This is a genomic window from Paraburkholderia sp. C35 (assembly GCF_003121405.1).
Lineage (GTDB): Bacteria > Pseudomonadota > Gammaproteobacteria > Burkholderiales > Burkholderiaceae > Paraburkholderia.
Window position 1 is genome coordinate 42,329 of record NZ_QBUY01000051.1, and the last position, 17,161, is coordinate 59,489.

Consider the following 17,161-nt stretch of genomic DNA (forward strand, 5'->3'; position numbering starts at 1 on the left):
CATCACCCGGCCTCACCGCTTTGCGCTAATCTGAAGATCATCTGCACCGGACAGCGAGCGCTTCCTATGCCATCGGCCGATCGCGATCCTGACGCTATGTCATCCGTTGAAAATGACTAGGCACGATCCCGCCCGACGTGACGTCGATCCTCCCCGGTTTCGCCACGCGGCGTATTTCGTCGTCATCTCGTGGCTCGATCTGGCTGTGTCGCTCGGCGTGATGGCAATGATCGCGGGCGCGCTGATCTGGGTGGCCTTTCGCGTCATCCAACCCGCGCCGCCCACCTCGCTGACCATCACTGCCGGTCCCGAGCACAGCGGCTTCTGGTACGAGGCGCAAAAGTACAAATCGATTCTCGCGCGCAACGGCGTCACGCTGAATGTGCTGACATCGTCAGGTACGCTGGAAAATCTCGAGCGGCTCGCCGATCCCGCCGTGCACGTCGATCTCGGCTTCGTGCAGTCCGGCCTCACTACCGTAACGCGTGTCGTCTCGTCCGATACGCACCACGCACGCCTGATGTCGCTCGGCAGCGTCACCAACTGGCCGCTGTTCGTGTTCTATCGCGGCCCCGAACTCACGCGGCTATCGGAGCTCAAGGGCAAGCGGCTCGCCATTGGCCGCGAAGGCAGCGGCACGCGGCAGATCGTGCTGCTGCTCCTGAAGGCCAACGGCGTCGAGCCGGATAGCGGTGCGCAGATGCTGCCGCTGGTCGGCGAGGATGCCGTGAACGCATTGCTGTCAGGCGCGGTCGACGCCGCCTTTCTGAACGCGGATTCCGCGCGCCCCGCGCTGATGCAGAAAATGATCCGCACGCCCGACATCCGGCTTCTCAACTTCACGCAGGCGAAAGCCTATATGCGCACTTTTCGGTTCCTGAGTGAATTCGAAGTGCCGATGGGCGCGTTCGATCTTGCCGACAATCTGCCGCCCGAGCCCACGACCACCATCGAAACCACCATGGAGCTGATCGCGCGCGATACGCTGCATCCCGCGTTGTCGGATCTGATCGTCGAAGCCGCCGGCGAGGTGCATGGCGGCGCCAGTCTGTTGCAAGCGGCAGGTGAATTCCCCGCGCCCATCGCCCATGATTTTCCACTCAGCCCGGATGCGGCGCGCTACTACAAATCCGGCAAGAGCTTCGTCTACCGGACCATGCCGTTCTGGCTCGCGAGTCTTGTCGATCGCATGTGGGTACTGGTGGTGCCCATCGTCGTGCTGCTGATACCCGTGCTGCACTATGTGCCGCCGCTGTACGCGTGGCGGGTCAAGTCGCGCTTCTACCGGCGTTATGGCGAACTGATCGCGCTGGAGCGCAGCGTGCTCGATGATCCGTCGGAAGCGAAATACGCCGAATTCACGCGGAAACTGAATGCGATCGAGAAAGGACTCAACAAGCTGAAAATGCCGCTCGCTTACGCCGACAACTACTACGCACTGCGCGAGCACATCACGTATGTGCGTGCGCAGATCGCGGCGCTACGGCAGACCGACGGGTAGTCTTTTCAGAGCGTCAGCGAACCGTCGACACAGGTGACGCAAGCGCCACCGACGCGCACGTTTCCCTTCGCATCCACATTCACTTCGATGCGCCCGTCCCGGCCTACGCAACGGCCCTGGGTCGCGAGATAGCAGCCGCCGTCGGCTGGCAACAATCCACGCTGAAACTGGAATGCAGCGACGCTGCCGTTGCCGCTGCCACACACCGGGTCTTCATTCACACCACACGATGGCGCAAAGGTGCGCACCTCGATTGCCGCATCGCCGCGCTCGTGAGCGCCGAATACGGTCACGCCCGTGACGCCGAGACGGCGCTCGAAGCTCGCCAGGCTCGCGAGATCGGGTTGCAGTTCAAGCCCGGCAGCGGCACTCGTGATCTGCGCGACCACCCAGACAGGTCCGACGTTCACCACGGCAGGCGGCGACTGACGACTCACCTTGCAGCCCAGCACACGTTCGAGTTCTGCCGTATCCGTTTCGTGCAGCGTTTCGATCTTTGCACGCGGAAGATCGAAGGCCAGTTGCCGGTCATCACTCGCTCCCTGCACCGTCAACGCAATCAGACCGGCGCCGCATTGCTGGATCACACGACCATCGGGCCGCGGCGCGATACGTCCCGCCTCCAGCAATGCGTGCGCACTGCCAAGCGTGGGATGTCCCGCGAACGGTAGCTCGCTGCCCGGCGTGAAGATCCGCAAGCGGTAATCGGCCTCGGCAGTTTCAGGCGGAAGAACGAACGTCGTTTCGGACAGGTTGGTCCAGCGCGCGATAGCCTGCATCTCGTCCGAAGACAGCCCCTGCGCGTCGAGTACAACGGCCACGGGATTACCCAGAAGCGGCCGATGGGTGAACACGTCGACTACCTTATACGCTCGCTTCATGCAGCCCTCTATCAAACTGAAAAAAAGAAACACATTGACGTAGTCACTCGCCCGCTGTCGCCACACTGTCGATTTCAGCAGCCGTCAGGCCGTATTTCGCCATGCGTGCGCGATGATCCGCCGAACCGAGATACTTGCGCAACTGCTCGTTCACTGCCTGCAATAGGGCGTGATTGCTCTTGCTGAACGAAAAGGCGCCGACGGGCACCGCTGCCCCTTTGCCCATTTCATGCGTGACGGCTTGCAATGCGCTGTCCGCGCCCGCAACGACACGATTGCCGACTGCCGTTCCGGCGAATGCGTCTATTTTGCCTGCAAGCAGTGCCGCCACGGACTCAGGCTGATCCTTGAACATGACGATCTGGCTATCGTGTACGCCTGCCGCTTTTGCCGATTCGAGTTGAACCTGCCCGTTGATAAACCCGATACGCGCATCGTCTCGCTGGGCGACATCGGCATAGCTCATCAGCGCTTTCGGATTACCGGCATGCACGACAAAACCATCCACCAGCGCCCAGACGGGCACGCTGAACGCAACGTGCGCGGCACGCGCTGGCGTCGCGAAGATCGGCACGTTCATATCCCAGCGACCTTCCTGCACGCCCGGAAGCAGTTCTTCGAACGTAGTGAGACGATGCTCGATGGACGTCACGCCGATGGCACGAAGCACCACATCGGCCAGTTCGATGTCCGAGCCTGTGACGACACCGTCCGCTTGCGTCCAGTAAAACGGCGGTTCTTCGATAAAGGCGATGCTGACTTTCATGGTGTTATCCAATATGTGCAGAAGACGAATGTTCAGCGAGCGCGGACGAAAGCGCATCCAGCGCCGGTCCAAGCCGTGCAGGCGGCAGATAGCCAAAACCCAGTCGAAACACGCGCGCGCTCTCGCCAAACCAGCTTCCGCACGCCAGTTGCAGGTCATGGCCAGGCAACGCATCCCAGAAGCGCGACACGGCGCTATCGTCGAAAGCATCGTGACGCAGACGCACGCAGCACAGTGCACCGGCATCCGGCCGCACCCACTCGACGTGCCCGCGTTCGCGCTCGCACCACGCCGCCAGTTTGTCGAGTGCGCCAGCGAGCAATCGACGCCGGCTCGCAAGCACCTGTTCCCGATTGCGCAACAAGGCAGCGGCGAGCGCCTCGTCGAGCACCGAACCCGAGATGACCGTATTCATCTTCGCGACCGTCAGGCGCGCGCGAAGATCGGCGTCCGCGACCGTGAGCCAGCCGGTGCGCAGCCCCGGCGCGCCGAGTGCTTTCGATACCGATGCACCCGTCACGATACGCGAATCGAGTGAAGCAAAACTTTCACTCGCGATCTGCTCGCCATACGTGGCTTCACGATAGGTCTCGTCGATGAAAAGGATGGCTTCCGGCGCATGCTGCGCCATCAATGCAAGCAGCTTCTCGATCTCGGCGCGTGACGTTTGCACGCCGCCCGGATTTTGCGGCGAGGCAAGGCTGACAAGTTTCGTCTTCGCAGACAGCGCGGCTTCAACGCTCTCCAGATCCAGCCGATATCCGCGCTCGAACGCCAGCTTCACTTCGCGCACGGCAACGCCCGCTCCATGCAGGCAGTCGCGGACGGGCGGAAAACAGGGCGTCACGAGGACAGCTTCATCGCCCGGACGGCAGACTTCGAATGCGAGCAGAAACAGGCCGAGCGCCGTGCCTTGCGTGGTGATGATCGTGTCGGCACCCACATGACACGCCTGCGCGATGACTTCACGAAGCGCGTACGCGCCTGCCGATTTGCCATAACCCAGCTTCAGATCGCGAATGCTATCGATACCCGCCATATCCAGCACCTCGCCAACCGTGAGGTCTTGCGACGTGCTCTCCGCCAGATTGAACGGTAGGTTCACATCCAGCAGCGAAATGATTTCGTTGTAGGGAAAGCGGCCACGCCACGCATCCGGGTGCGCTTCCACGACATCGCTTTGCAGAGCATTCATTGATAGCGCCTGGTATCGACGGGAATCCATGCATCGTAGCGCTCCCGGGCGAACCATAACAGTCACAATTTTCTTCCATATGGACCAGCACAATTTTATCTGGCGATCCGCGCGCGCCGGGTGAATAATCGTGGCAATCCTCCGCTCCCCGCTTCTCATGGATACACAAGCATCGTTCCGCTACGAGCAACTGGCCGAACTCATCATCGGCATGATCGACAATGGCACGCTCGCACCCGGTACGCGCCTGCCGTCGGTGCGTGCCGTGAGCGAGCAGCACAACATCAGCATCTCCACGGCACTTCAGGCTTACCGGCTACTCGAAGATCGTGGCGTGCTCGTCGCGCGTCCACAGTCGGGCTTTTATGTGTCCACGCCGCAGCGTGGCACGCTCGCATTGCCGTCCACCTCGCGCGCGCGATCAAAAGCATCCACCGTGTCGATCAGCGGCGCTGTCGCCATGCTGCTCGACCATGCATCGAACACGGCACTCGTTCCGCTCGGCTGCGCCGTGCCTGACGCAGCGCTGCTGCAATCCAACCGGCTCGACGCCGCGCTTGCGCGTGCCGCACGCCAGCATGGCGCACAGTACAACGTCTATAGCGCCGCGCAAGGCGAAGCCGACCTGCGCCGCGAAATCGCGAAACGTGCGATGCGTATCGGACACGCCCTCTCCCCCGACGACATCCTAATCACCTCGGGTTGCACCGAGGCGATCACGCTCGCGCTCACGTCCGTTGCCACCCGTGGCGATACGATTGCAATCGAATCGCCCACATATGTCGGGTTGCTGCATACGCTCGAAGTGCTTGGGCTGAAGGCTGTCGAACTGCCCACCGATCCCTCGCGCGGCATCGACATCGGTGCGCTGGCCCATCTGCTCGAGACGGAGCGCGTGGCCGCGTGCGTGCTGTCATCGAGTTTCAACAATCCGCTCGGCTCAACCATGGCCGATGCCGACAAGCATGAACTGCTCGCCGTACTCGCACAACATGGCGTGCCGCTGATCGAAGACGATGTGTACGGCGATATCTACTTCGGCCGCGAGCGACCGAAGCCCTTCATCGCGCTCGACGGCGGCGCGAACACGATCTATTGCAGTTCGTTCTCGAAGAGCCTCGCGCCTGGCTACCGGATCGGCTGGATAGTTGCGGGTGCATGGATGCAGCAGGTGAAGGATCGCAAGCTTGCGTTCAGTCTGTGCAGTCCGACGTTGCCGCAAGTCGCGCTCGCCGCATTCCTTGCGAGCGGAAACTACGATGCGCACTTGCGCAGCCTTCGCCGTCAGTTCCAGCAAAACCTGGCGCAGATGACACGCACCATCGAAGCAAGCTTTCCAGCCGAGACCAAAGTGAGCCGGCCCGCCGGCGGCATCTTTCTGTGGATCGAACTGCCCAGACGCTTCGATTCGCGCGAACTGTTCGACAAGGCACTCGATCTCGGCATCTGCTTCGCACCCGGCGATGTCTTCTCCGCGAGCCGCCGCTTTCGCAATTGCCTGCGCCTGAGTGCGGGACACAGCTGGAATGACAGTATCGAAGCAGGCGTGCGTCGACTCGGTCAACTCGCAAAGACAATGCTCGCGCGCTGAGCGCATTCACCTTGATTCGACGACAAGGAAAGTATTGCCTGCAACGTCAAAGCATCAGTCGCTTTTGCGCACCATGTCCAACAGGCGTTCGAAATAATATTCAATACAGCTAAATCAAACTCACGCTGCATCAAAACACGCATTACGACAGAAGTTCATTTCTTATTTGAAATCGGATCTGCAAAGACCTTTGTAAAAAACAAATGGCTTCTCCGGAAAGTCTCTTCATACAATTAATTCAATCGCCGTACGCGTGGTTCAAGACAGCAACGAGCAAATGAATTTCGCAGTCCGGCGACATCCGGAAAGCATTCAGAGACTTCGGAGCAGACATATGGACCGTAGCAACGAAGTGATCGAACAGATCCGCGAAATCAATCTGTCGTACATCATGCTTGCGCAGCGCCTGCTGCGCGAGGATAGAGCGGTCGGCATGTTCCGCATGGGACTGTCTGCGGAAGTGGCCGATATTCTGTCGCGGCTCTCGCTCGCGCAGATCGTCAAGCTGGCCAGTTCCGAGCAGTTGCTATGCTCGTTCCGCTTCAACGATCACGCGCTATTGTCGGCCCTGACGCATACCTCGAAGCACGCCGAGGTATCCGCCACGCACGCCGCCATCCTGCTGGCGGGCCAACCCGCTACGCAGTCCGGCTAACAGCGGGGAACGTCATGTCGAAGAAAAGCCTCACGGAAGACGCGCAGGAAGTGTTTCGCGCCATTGCGCTGATCGAACTGGGCGCGCGCATGCAGGTACTCGAAAGCGAATTGACGCTCTCGCGCGACCGCATGATCCGTCTGTATCGCGAAGTCAAAGGCGCGTCGCCGCCCAAAGGCATGCTGCCTTTTTCCGCCGACTGGTACACGACGTGGCTGGCGAACATTCATGCTTCGTTGTTCTACAACACCTACCGCTTCCTGCGGGACGAAGCGCATTGCTCGCATCTCGACGCACTGACCAAGGGTTATCGGCTCTATCTGGAGCATTGCCATCACAGCCAGTCGGAACCCGTGCTCGACCTGACACGCGCGTGGACACTGGTGCGCTTCTTCGATGCCAACATCCTGCAACTGACGCCTTGCTGCCGTTGCAGCGGCAAGTTCATCGGCCACAAGCATGACCTGCAGCACAACGTCGTGTGCGACGCATGCCAGCCGCCGTCGCGTGCAGGCAAAACGAAGAAGGCAGGCGCCGCGAAGCTTGCCGCGCAACAGCCGCCCGTGGTCGAAGTGCGTCACGCGGCCAACGAGGTCGAGACGACTGAGATCGTGGCGCCCGGCGTATTCGAGGAAGCGGTGCTGGCAGCGTGACGCCGCCTTCAAACGATTACACCGACTGCCGCAACTGCGCGAGGATCGCGGCGGCCGCACGCGCGGCCACGTCGCAACCGCGCACGATATCCGCTTCGGCGGTGTCTTCGATAAAGTCGTGACTGACGCCGCCGATGCTCGGCACGAACAGCATGCACGCCGGGATGTGATGCCCGATCACCTGCGCATCGTGCGACGCGCCGCTCGGCATCGATACCCATTGCCCCGGCGCGACGGCTTCGGCCGCTTGCGCAAGATGCTGCTGCAATGATGCATCCATGACGACAGGTTCCTCTGGACCATCGCACGCGATCAGTTCGACTTGCACGGCATGCTGCGCATTCCACTCATCGGCAAGTGCTGCGAGTGCGCTTTCCATCGCATGCAGACGCCCGGCGTTGCCGTCGCGGAACTGCAGGTACAGGTCGGCTTTGCCCGGCACCACACTGAACGAACCCGGATCGAGATCGATCCGCCCAACGGTCCACACCGTATCCGCGTCTGCAAGTTGCTGAAACGCTGCGTCGATGCGCGTGATAAACGCGACGAGTGCCGCGCCCGCGTCCCGGCGTATCGCCATCGGCGTCGTGCCCGCGTGATTGCGCTGCCCGGTGAAGCGCAACTGAAACTCGCGGATACCGACGATCGTCGTCACCACGCCAATCGCCTTCCCTGCGGCTTCGAGCCTGCCGCCCTGCTCGATGTGCGGTTCGAGATACGCGCGCTGTCGCGCACGATCGAGCATCACGCGCGGCGCATCGGCGAGCCCGGCCTGGGCCAGCGCGTCGCCAAGCGACAGGCCGTCACGGTTGCGCGCCTGCTGCAACGACGCGTCGATGTCATCGCCAACGAAACTGCGGCTGCCAAGAAAGCTCGAAAACGTGCCTTCTTCGTCGATCCACGATGCGACGTCGACGGCGAAGTCGCGCGTCGCCGCGCATTCGGCCAGTGCGTGCGCGATTTCGAGCCCGTAGATCACACCGAGCGCGCCGTCCAGCCATCCACCCGTCGGCTGCGTGTCGGTATGCGAGCCGATCACCAGCGCCGGACCGGCCTGACGCGAGCGTCCGAACACGGTGCCGACACGGTCGATGGTGGCATCGAGTCCCGCCTCCGTCATGCGCGCCGCGCGCCAGCGGCGCGCTTCCAGATCAACGGGTGACAGCGACAGGCGCACCACCCCGCTTCCATGGGCGCCGAAGCTGCGCAGCGTCCTGAGATCGTCGAGCAGGCGAACGGGATTGATGCGTGGAAAGTCGTGCACGCGGATTCTCCAAAACATGAGCGATGATGAAGGCGCGATTTTCGCACCTGGCGAACCAAACCGCGCTGACTCGCGCGACCCGGCGCACCTGCGCAACCGATGCAGCCATGCGGCAAAAACTGCCATCAGCGACTCGCCAATCAGACAGCCGATATAAAACCGTGCTTCGGACGTTTATCGCACGGGATTTCCACGATTCAAACGTTTGCGGTTATTTACCGATTGCCGCTCAAACATCGGCTTGCATTTTCCCGATTAAATCAGGCGCGTCGAATACCTATTTAAAAGTGATTCATTTCTAAATCAGATTCTGCTCGAATGTACCGTCCTGTCTGGCTTTCAGCCGTTTCGTCAAGCGCACTGCACAAATTAAAACCTACCGCTCCTTACACGATTTTATCCCTTAAGAATCTCTTTAATTGTGCCGATAGACCATTTACGCTGTCACCCGCTGAAGGTCAGAAAACGCGTGCTGCTGGAACCCTGAAATTCGCCGGTTTTCATCCGGCAATATTTACACGAGATAATGATGGTTGATTCTCCCGTTCATCGCCAGAACGATCCCGTACTGCTCGGTATTTCCCGAACGGGCGATGTCGTGATGTACGCGACCACCTTTGTCTCCTGTCTGGCGGCGCTCGTGATCGGCGAATACTACGGATCACTCGCGCTCGCGCTGCCTGTCGTTGCCATCGCGCTGGCCGCCGCGTCGATCGCGTTCTTCGCGTTGCGCGGCACGCTCGCATCGCGCGTCATGCTGACGGTCTGCAACGTGTGTCTGGTCGCACTGCATATCCAGCTGGGGCGCGGCACGGTGGAGTTCCATTTCGGCGTGTTCGTGCTGCTTGGCCTGCTGCTGGTCTACCGCGATTACCGGGTGCTGATCCTGTGCGCGGCGCTGTTCGTCGTGCATCACTTCGCGTTCGACCGGCTGCAGGCGCTGAGCTACAACTTCTATTGCACGGCCAAACCGAGCCTGTGGATGATGGTCGTGCACGCAGCGTATGTCGCCGCCCAGACGGGCACCGAAATCTATATGGCGCTGCGGCTCCGGCAGGCCGCCATCGAGGCATCGGACCTGCTCTCCATCGTCAGAAACATGGATCGCAACGGCGTCATTTGCCTCGACGTCAGCGATCTGCCCGTCACGGCGCCGACTGCCCTCGCGCTCAAGCAGGCCGTGCTCAAGACAGCCTCGGCGATGGAGGAAGTCCGCGCCGTGGCCACGTCCATTGCAAGCGCTTCGGCGGAAATCGCGCTGGGCAACGGCTATCTGAGCCAGCGCACCGAGCAACAGGCGACGAGCCTGCAGCAGACGGCATCGTCGATTGCGCAGATCACCGATTCCGTGCGCGACACCTCGCATACGGCCGAGCAGGCCACGCATCTGGCGCACCTCGCCTCGACAGTCGCCGCCGATAGCGGCAATGCCGTCGGCCGCGTGGTCGAAACGATCAAGGATATTTCGCAGGCCTCGGAGCGGATCGCCATCATCAGTTCGGTGGTCGACAACATTGCGTTCCAGACCAATCTGCTCGCGCTGAATGCAGCCGTCGAAGCGGCGCGCGCGGGAGAACAGGGTCGCGGCTTCGCGGTGGTCGCGACGGAAGTGCGGTTGCTCGCGCAACGTTCCGCCAACGCTGCCAAGGAAATCGAAAAGCTGATCCAGGACAGCGCGGGACGCGTCGATGCCGGTGTGAATCTCGTAGGCGACACCAAGAACAGCATCGAGCAGGTCGTCACGCGGGCGCAGCAGGTCAGCGATCTGATCGCCACGATCTCGCTCGCCAGCGGCGAGCAGACGGGCGGCATCTCGCAGGTCTGTGCAGCCGTGCAGCAACTCGACGAAGTCACGCAGCAGAACGCCGCGCTGGTCGAGCAAAGCGCCGCCGCGACGGATAGCCTGAAAGATCAGCCGATGCGCCTCAAGAATGTGGTGGATCGCTTCATCCTCGCATAGCCCGCGCAAGCCGAGATCTCGACATGGACTTGCGCGCCAAGGAACGCGAACCGATGGTAAAGGACATCGTGCACACGCCCGAACCGGACATTCTGCTGGCCCGGCAACCCATCATGAATCGTGATGGCGAACGCATCGGCCATGAACTGCTGTTCCGCCCTGCTCCCGTTGCAGGCGGCGCGGCAGGCGATCGCGGTTTCATGTGGACGGCCTCCGTGGTGCAACGCACGCTGGGCGCAATCGGGCTGGACAATGTGCTGGAAGGCCTGGATGGCTATCTGAACTGCACCGCTTCATTTCTCGACAGCGACCTGATCGAAATATTGCCCGCAACGCAGATCGTGCTCGAGCTATCAGCCGACACGCCGCTGACCGAGGCGCTCCGCAGCCGCTGCGACACGTTGCGTCAACGTGGCTTTCACATCGCGCTGACGGAACTGCACGTGACCCCGTCATCCGTCGATGGTTTCCTGCCGCACGTCGATATCGTCAAGCTCGACTGGCGCGCGCTGACGTCGGGTGAACGCGGCAAGTTCGTGGCCGGTTTCAGGCGAGCCGGCAAGATCGTGGTGGCCGAGAAGATAGAAACCGTCGATAGCTTCAACGAAGCGCACACAGCGGGCTGCCATCTCTTCCAGGGCTTCTATTTCCTGCGTCCCGAACCGATGCTGGGGCGGCAACTCTGCGCACCCACGGCCGTCATCATCAGGCTGCTGGACCTGGCGATGCGGGATAGCAGGATCGACGAGATCGAGCAGGAACTGCGCGCCTCGCCTGCGCTGACCGTGCAGATTCTCAGGCTCGCCAATGCAGCCGCGCATCAGCCGCGCGCGCGGCGCGACGGCATCGCGTCCATCAGGCACGCACTCGCGCTCGTCGGCCTCAAGCAGTTGACGCGCTGGTGCTGCCTGCTGCTATACGGCGGCGCGACGCTCGCCAGCATGGAAAGCGATCCGCTCATCCAGATGGTGCTGGCCCGCGCCCGCTTTGCCGAAACGCTCGCACAAGAGATCGATCCCGGCGACCGGGAGTTTCAGCAACATGCGTATCTGACGGCCTTGCTATCGCTGGTGCACGTTCCGCATGGTGTCGAAGCCCGCGACTTCATCGATCAGTTGCCGTTGAACGCGAACATGCGGGCCGCCATTCTGGATTGCGGCGGACGCCTCGGCGCGTTGCTCTGCGTCGCGCAAAGCCTCGAGTCCGCGCAGACGGGGCCGGGCGGGTGGCTTGCCGAGATCGGCGAGCGGCTCGGCTGCACGCTGGACTGGCCAAGCCTGCAATCCATGTTCTATCGCGCGCAAGCGTGATCGGCATTCAACCCGAAACCTCATTCGCGAAGCATCGCCGTCAGACTGCAAGGTTAAACAGATGATCTCCCTTCTTGGATGCATTGCATTCGAACACAACCCGTGGCTGGTCGCGCTGGCCGTGCTCATCTGTGTGGCCGGATCGTGGATCACCATCCGTCTCTATCTGCGCGCGGCCAGCGAAGCCATGCCGCTGCAACGCGTCGGCTGGCAGTTCCTGACGGCCGTCTGTGCGAGCGCGGCTATCTGGTGCACGCATTTCGTCGCGATGCTGGGCTTCCGGCCGCATGTGCCCGTCGATTTCGACCCTGTGAAGACCATCGCTTCGCTGCTGATCGCGCTGATCGGCAGCCTCGCGGCGTTCCATCTGGCAGGCTACAGGCGGCTGTGGAAGGCGCCGCTATGGGGCGGCGCGCTGCTCGGCATGACGATCACCGCGATGCACTACACGGGCATGGCCGCTTACGAAGTGCGCGGCATCGCCTTCTGGAACATGTCGTACGTGATCGTGTCGGCGATCTGTGCCGTGGCGCTGTCGGTCGCCACGCTGCATGTCTCGAACCTCGCCAGCCCGCGCGCGAAGCTCGGCGGCTCGGCGCTGCTGGTGCTCGCCATCGCGTCGCTGCATTTCATCGGCATGACCGCGTTCCGGGTCGAGCCGCTGCAAAGCCCTGTCGGCACCGTCGATGCAGCGCATCTAAACGCACTCGCCCTCGCGGTGAGTTGCATGGCCTTCGTGATCGTCGGCACGGGCGTCGTCAGCTATATGATCGAAGACCGCACGCGTAACGATTCCGTCGAACGGCTGCGCCAGATGGCCTTGAGCGATGTGCTGACGGGCTTGCCGAACCGCGCGAGGCTGATCGACTTCCTGCAGATCGAAGTCACGCAACTCCAGGCGGATAAAGAGCGGCTCGCGCTCGTCGCCATCGATCTGAACCGCTTCAAGGAAATCAACGATTCGAAAGGACATCAGGCCGGCGACGAAGTACTGCGGATCATTGCGGCCAGAATGACCAAGTCACTGCGCGCCGGCGAATTCGTCGCGCGCGTGGGCGGCGATGAGTTCGTCGCGGTGCGCCGCTATACGGAAGCGGCGCAACTGACCGATTTTCTGACGCGCATGGAAAACGCGACCAGCCGCGCCGTGCAGTACGACGACTGGGAAGTGACGCCGGGTGCGAGCATCGGCGTCGCCATGTATCCCGATGACGCGCAGAATCTCGATACGCTGCAGAACAACGCCGATCTCGCGATGTACCGCTCGAAGGCCGACCCGCATCATGCCATCTGTTTTTACGAGCCGGCCATGGACGAAACGGTGCGGGCCCGCCGCGCGCTCGTGGCGGCGCTGCGTGAAGCGGTGACGAACAGACAACTGCAAATCTACTATCAGGTGCAGACTTCGCTGCTGTCGGGCGAGATCGTCGGCTACGAAGCGTTGCTGCGATGGCAGCATCCGGAGCGCGGCTTCATCCCGCCTTCCGAGTTCATTCCGCTTGCCGAAGAACACGGCCTGATCAACACGATCGGCGAATGGGTGCTGTTCGAAGCCTGCAAGCATGCTGCGACGTGGGACCCGCCCTATCGGATCGCCGTGAATCTCTCGGCTGCCCAGTTGTCGAGCGGCGATCTGCCGAGGATCGTCGCCAGTGCGTTGCAAGAATCGGGGCTGACTGCCGACCGGCTCGAACTCGAACTGACGGAGTCGATCATTTTCGCGGACCGCGAGCGTGCGCTCGAAACGCTCGGCGAAATCAAGGCGCTCGGCGTGAGCATTGCACTCGACGATTTCGGCACCGGCTATTCGTCGTTGGGCACCTTGCAGTCGTTTGCGTTCGACCGCATCAAGCTCGACCGCAGCTTCGTCTGCGAACTGGCCCGAAGCAATCAGGCGAAGGCCATTATTCGCGCGGTGCTTGCGCTTGGCAAAAGTCTCAGTGTTCCCGTGCTTGCCGAGGGAATCGAAACACACGATCAGCTGCTGCCGCTGATCGAAGAACGTTGCGACGAAGTGCAAGGATTTCTGTTCGGCAGACCTGTGCCGCTCGATCAGATTGTCGCGAGCGGGCAGATACGGATTGCCGATCCGGCGGAATCTGCGCAGCCCGCCGACAAGCAGACGGATGAAGGACTGCTCTCGCCGTCGTGAGGGATGGCGCAGCAGTGGCAAGGTGGCGCTTGCGATTGATCGCGAAGTGCGCGGCAACTGCGCCGCCACTTCGCGACCGGGCCTGTCAGTCATCCATCGCTTTCTCGCTCCCAGAAACCCTCACTAACCGCTGGCCATCCTTGCCGTCTTCCACGTGCCAGCCGTGTTTCAGCAACGTGCTGCGAAGGTCGTCGGCCTTTGTCCAGTCACGGTTTGATCGCGCTTGCGCGCGTTCATCGAGCAATACCTGGATGTCATCTGGAATGGCTGTTTGCGCGGGCGTCCAGTTTCGCAAGCCGAGTCCCAACACCGCGTCGAAACTGTCGAGCGTCGCTCGCAGCGTCGCAGGCGGCAGATCGCTTTTCACGAGTTCCCACAGCACGGCGAGCGCCTTGGGCAGGTTCAGATCCTCGTTCACCTCGACGTCGAACCGCTCGACAAATCGTGCGTCGAGGGTGCCGCCTTCGGGCCAGCGCGCGTAGAGTTGCCGCAGCCGGTTCAGCGCGGTGTGCGCCGCTTCGAGCGAGTCCCACGTGAAATGCAACGTGCCGCGATAGTGCGCGGTGAGGCACAGGTAACGATAGGCGACGGGATCGATATGCCGGTCGCGCAGGCTCTGCAGACGAATGAAATCGCCACCCGATTTGGACATCTTCGTGGTGGCGTCCAGCGTCAGGAAATGCCCGTGCAGCCAGAAGTTCGCGAGCCGCGAACCGTGCGCCGCTTCCGTCTGCGCGATCTCATTGCTGTGATGCACGGCGATATGATCTTCGCCGCCGCAATGAATATCGAACCACGTGCCGAGGTACTTCGCCGACATCGCCGAGCACTCGATATGCCAGCCCGGAAAACCGCGCCCCCATGGACTATCCCATTCCATCTGCCGCTGCACGCCGACGGGGCTGAACTTCCATAGCGCGAAGTCCGTCGCGTTCTTCTTCGCACCGAGCGCAACCCGCTTGCCCGCCTGCAAGCCCGCGCGATCGAGCCGCGCGAGATAGCCGTAGCTGTCCTGTCTGCTGGTGTCGAAGTAGAGGCCATCGTCCGTCCGATACACATAGCCCGCCCGTTCGATCTCGGCGATAAACGCGATCTGCTCGGCGATGTGATCCGTCGCGCGGCACCACACTGCGGGTTCCAGCAGATTGAGCGCACGCCAGTCCGACACGAATGCTTCCGTATAGCGTTGCGCGATGGCCCATGCCGATTCACCCGTGCGGCGGCTGCCCTTCTCCATCTTGTCTTCGCCTTCGTCGGCATCGGACGTCAGATGGCCGACATCGGTGATATTCACGACGTGCCGCACGTCGTAGCCGTTGCGCATCAGCACGCGGCGCAGGACGTCTTCGAACACGTAAGTGCGCAGATTGCCGATATGCGCGTGATCGTAGACCGTCGGCCCGCAGCAATACATGCCGACAACATCGGCATGGATCGGCGTAAAAGGGCGCACGCTACGCGACCACGTGTCATACAGGGCAAGCGACATGAGATGTCTCCGTTCCGACGTATCGAGAGAAAGTGAAGCAGGACAATGCAGCGGGACAATAAAAAAGCCGCCCGGTTTTGCAACGGGCGGCCAGAGATAACGATTCGACGTTCAGCGATGTTCAGCGACAGCTAGACGCGACTTCCCCCTGGCATGTCGCGACAACATGCGCGCATCAGCGAAAGAGGGAATCGGGTGTGAATGTGCATGAGGACAATCCTAACGTCCAATCACGTTGCGGGTCAATGCGCGTCGAACATGACAGTGTGGGTGCAATGCGGGCGCAATGGGTGCTCACAGTTCCGGTATCTGCGCACCGCGCCAGATCTGACACTGCTGGCGAGCGACCTCATGCAACGAATCATGGACACCGTAAATGCGGCGCAGCCACTTTGCATCGCTGAAACCGTCGGTGACGGTACGCTTGATGATCGCGAGTCCTTCCTGCGCGCCGAGAATCTCTGCATGAGGCGCAAGAGCCTCGAGCGTAACGAGTATGTCGTCGCGGATCGGGCCGCGCAGCCCTGTCTCAGGGTTCAGGCATGATCCATCGAGACCGTATCGGCAGGCCATAAAGCGATTGGCGCGATAGACCTCATAGTCGCGCTCGCTGAGATGCAAGGGTTTGTCGGTCATCAGATAGCGCGCAAGCGACTGGATATATGCAGCGATCGCCGCGGCCCATTCGACGCGCAGCGGCGTGTCCATCACCCGTATTTCGATGGTGCCGTAGCCGGGGCTTGGACGGATATCCCAGTAGAAGTCTTTGAGACTTTTGACGAGACCTGTATTGGCCATGCGCTCGAAGTACTGTTCGAACTCGGACCACGTCGTGACGAAAGGCGCACTCCCCGAGAGCGGGAATGGCGCCACCGAATTCAGGCGCGCGCATTGAAATTGGGTGTCGCTGCCTTGCAGATAAGGAGAAGAAGCCGCGAGTGCGATGAAGTGCGGCACGTAGCGAGAAAGCGAATGCAGCAGCACGAGTGCGGAATCGGGGTCTGCGCAGCCGACGTGCACATGTTGCCCGAAGATCGTGAACTGCTGATACAGCGCGCCATATAGCCCCATCAGGTATTCGGAGCGCTCGCGTCCATCCGAGCGCTGGTCGTACCAGTTCTGGAAGAAATTCGTGCCGCCGCCGCACACGCCGACGTTGAGAAAATCGGCGGCCCGAACGAGGGTGTCGCGCAGCGTTTGCAATTCGCTCAATGCCTGATCGAAATTTTTGCAAACACCCGTTGCCAGTTCGATCATGCCTTCTGTTGTTTCGGGCTTGATCGAACCGGCGAAATTCTGTTCGCTGACGCGGTTGAGGAGTTCGGTTGCGGCCTTCGTCAGATTGTAGTCATGCGTGTTGACTACCTGGACTTCCAGTTCGACGCCAATCGTGAAGGGATCGGATGATGCAAAGGGTTGCAGCATGGGATGTCCTTTTGTGGTGTGTGACGCCGACGGCGGTGTTTGTGCGTTGCTCGCGGGTGGTGCGATGCTGGTTTTTATGGTTTTTATTCTAGGTGTATGTGGGGTGGGTTTTGGGTTTTGTTGGTTTTGTTGGTTTTGGGTTTTGTTGGTTGTCGTTGTTTGACTGGTAAGCAATATTGTTGCCAAGGTTTGAGGTTTTTTTGTCTGTGACACTTTTTTGTGGTGGCATCCGCTTGATGTTGGTGGTTTGCTAGCGTTGCCCCTGTGCGGGGCGGCACCTACTTTTCTTTGCCGCCGCAAAGAAAAGTAGGCAAAAGAA

The 17,161-nt window shown here is 61.2% G+C and carries 13 protein-coding genes; 7 read left to right on the forward strand and 6 right to left on the reverse strand.

Going from position 1 to position 17,161, the window contains the following annotated elements; all coding sequences use genetic code 11:
* The first annotated feature begins 112 nt into the window (after positions 1 to 112).
* Positions 113 to 1,501 carry a TAXI family TRAP transporter solute-binding subunit gene (locus DK391_RS25950; protein ID WP_109480863.1) on the forward strand — a complete coding sequence of 463 codons (1,389 nt, stop codon included), beginning with the start codon at positions 113 to 115 and terminating at the stop codon, positions 1,499 to 1,501.
* A gap of 5 nt (positions 1,502 to 1,506) precedes the next feature.
* Here DK391_RS25950 and DK391_RS25955 read toward each other — a convergent pair whose 3' ends face one another.
* The 3 genes from DK391_RS25955 to DK391_RS25965 are packed head-to-tail and all read right to left on the reverse strand — an operon-like array spanning position 1,507 to position 4,343.
* Positions 1,507 to 2,382 carry a PhzF family phenazine biosynthesis protein gene (locus DK391_RS25955; RefSeq protein WP_109480864.1) on the reverse strand — a complete coding sequence of 292 codons (876 nt, stop codon included), beginning with the start codon at positions 2,380 to 2,382 and terminating at the stop codon, positions 1,507 to 1,509.
* 43 nt (positions 2,383 to 2,425) lie between these two features.
* Complete coding sequence (locus DK391_RS25960; RefSeq protein WP_109480865.1) at positions 2,426 to 3,148, reverse strand: transporter substrate-binding domain-containing protein; 723 nt, start codon at positions 3,146 to 3,148, stop codon at positions 2,426 to 2,428.
* 4 nt (positions 3,149 to 3,152) lie between these two features.
* Positions 3,153 to 4,343 carry a pyridoxal phosphate-dependent aminotransferase gene (locus DK391_RS25965; protein WP_109480866.1) on the reverse strand — a complete coding sequence of 397 codons (1,191 nt, stop codon included), beginning with the start codon at positions 4,341 to 4,343 and terminating at the stop codon, positions 3,153 to 3,155.
* Between the two features lie 157 nt (positions 4,344 to 4,500).
* Between DK391_RS25965 and DK391_RS25970 the strand changes: the two genes are divergently transcribed.
* The 3 genes from DK391_RS25970 (at position 4,501) to flhC (ending at position 7,242) form a co-directional block, all read left to right on the forward strand.
* Positions 4,501 to 5,934: a PLP-dependent aminotransferase family protein gene (locus tag DK391_RS25970; RefSeq protein WP_109480867.1), complete on the forward strand. Its 1,434-nt coding sequence runs from the start codon at positions 4,501 to 4,503 to the stop codon at positions 5,932 to 5,934.
* 334 nt (positions 5,935 to 6,268) lie between these two features.
* Positions 6,269 to 6,589 carry a flagellar transcriptional regulator FlhD gene (flhD, locus tag DK391_RS25975; protein ID WP_109480868.1) on the forward strand — a complete coding sequence of 107 codons (321 nt, stop codon included), beginning with the start codon at positions 6,269 to 6,271 and terminating at the stop codon, positions 6,587 to 6,589.
* A gap of 14 nt (positions 6,590 to 6,603) precedes the next feature.
* Positions 6,604 to 7,242: a flagellar transcriptional regulator FlhC gene (flhC, locus tag DK391_RS25980; RefSeq protein WP_109480869.1), complete on the forward strand. Its 639-nt coding sequence runs from the start codon at positions 6,604 to 6,606 to the stop codon at positions 7,240 to 7,242.
* A gap of 16 nt (positions 7,243 to 7,258) precedes the next feature.
* Here flhC and DK391_RS25985 read toward each other — a convergent pair whose 3' ends face one another.
* Positions 7,259 to 8,506 (reverse strand): Zn-dependent hydrolase, encoded by a 1,248-nt coding sequence (locus DK391_RS25985; protein WP_239482953.1) that lies wholly within the window; start codon positions 8,504 to 8,506, stop codon positions 7,259 to 7,261.
* A gap of 529 nt (positions 8,507 to 9,035) precedes the next feature.
* On the opposite strand from DK391_RS25985, the gene DK391_RS25990 reads away from it, so the two are divergent.
* The 3 genes from DK391_RS25990 (at position 9,036) to DK391_RS26000 (ending at position 13,928) form a co-directional block, all read left to right on the forward strand.
* On the forward strand, positions 9,036 to 10,466 hold the full coding sequence (locus tag DK391_RS25990) for a methyl-accepting chemotaxis protein (protein ID WP_162600910.1): 1,431 nt from the start codon (positions 9,036 to 9,038) through the stop codon (positions 10,464 to 10,466).
* Between the two features lie 23 nt (positions 10,467 to 10,489).
* Positions 10,490 to 11,776, forward strand: coding sequence for an EAL domain-containing protein (locus DK391_RS25995; RefSeq protein WP_109480871.1), 1,287 nt, complete (start codon positions 10,490 to 10,492; stop codon positions 11,774 to 11,776).
* Positions 11,777 to 11,837: 61 nt separating this feature from the next.
* Positions 11,838 to 13,928, forward strand: a complete 2,091-nt coding sequence (locus tag DK391_RS26000) for a bifunctional diguanylate cyclase/phosphodiesterase (RefSeq protein WP_109480872.1) — start codon at positions 11,838 to 11,840, stop codon at positions 13,926 to 13,928.
* An 85-nt stretch (positions 13,929 to 14,013) separates the two neighbouring features.
* Here DK391_RS26000 and cysS read toward each other — a convergent pair whose 3' ends face one another.
* Positions 14,014 to 15,417, reverse strand: a complete 1,404-nt coding sequence (gene cysS / locus DK391_RS26005) for a cysteine--tRNA ligase (RefSeq protein WP_109480873.1) — start codon at positions 15,415 to 15,417, stop codon at positions 14,014 to 14,016.
* A 294-nt stretch (positions 15,418 to 15,711) separates the two neighbouring features.
* Positions 15,712 to 16,842: a YbdK family carboxylate-amine ligase gene (locus DK391_RS26010; protein WP_109480874.1), complete on the reverse strand. Its 1,131-nt coding sequence runs from the start codon at positions 16,840 to 16,842 to the stop codon at positions 15,712 to 15,714.
* Positions 16,843 to 17,161: the final 319 nt, after the last annotated feature.

What these genes read in the sequence shown, in the direction of transcription:
- DK391_RS25950 (WP_109480863.1), top strand. Translation starts at nt 113, where the DNA reads ATGACTAGGCACGATCCCGCCCGACGTGACGTCGATCCTCCCCGGTTT.
- DK391_RS25955 (WP_109480864.1), bottom strand. Translation starts at nt 2,382, where the DNA reads ATGAAGCGAGCGTATAAGGTAGTCGACGTGTTCACCCATCGGCCGCTT.
- DK391_RS25960 (WP_109480865.1), bottom strand. Translation starts at nt 3,148, where the DNA reads ATGAAAGTCAGCATCGCCTTTATCGAAGAACCGCCGTTTTACTGGACG.
- DK391_RS25965 (WP_109480866.1), bottom strand. Translation starts at nt 4,343, where the DNA reads ATGAATGCTCTGCAAAGCGATGTCGTGGAAGCGCACCCGGATGCGTGG.
- DK391_RS25970 (WP_109480867.1), top strand. Translation starts at nt 4,501, where the DNA reads ATGGATACACAAGCATCGTTCCGCTACGAGCAACTGGCCGAACTCATC.
- flhD (WP_109480868.1), top strand. Translation starts at nt 6,269, where the DNA reads ATGGACCGTAGCAACGAAGTGATCGAACAGATCCGCGAAATCAATCTG.
- flhC (WP_109480869.1), top strand. Translation starts at nt 6,604, where the DNA reads ATGTCGAAGAAAAGCCTCACGGAAGACGCGCAGGAAGTGTTTCGCGCC.
- DK391_RS25990 (WP_162600910.1), top strand. Translation starts at nt 9,036, where the DNA reads ATGGTTGATTCTCCCGTTCATCGCCAGAACGATCCCGTACTGCTCGGT.
- DK391_RS25995 (WP_109480871.1), top strand. Translation starts at nt 10,490, where the DNA reads ATGGACTTGCGCGCCAAGGAACGCGAACCGATGGTAAAGGACATCGTG.
- DK391_RS26000 (WP_109480872.1), top strand. Translation starts at nt 11,838, where the DNA reads ATGATCTCCCTTCTTGGATGCATTGCATTCGAACACAACCCGTGGCTG.
- cysS (WP_109480873.1), bottom strand. Translation starts at nt 15,417, where the DNA reads ATGTCGCTTGCCCTGTATGACACGTGGTCGCGTAGCGTGCGCCCTTTT.
- DK391_RS26010 (WP_109480874.1), bottom strand. Translation starts at nt 16,842, where the DNA reads ATGCTGCAACCCTTTGCATCATCCGATCCCTTCACGATTGGCGTCGAA.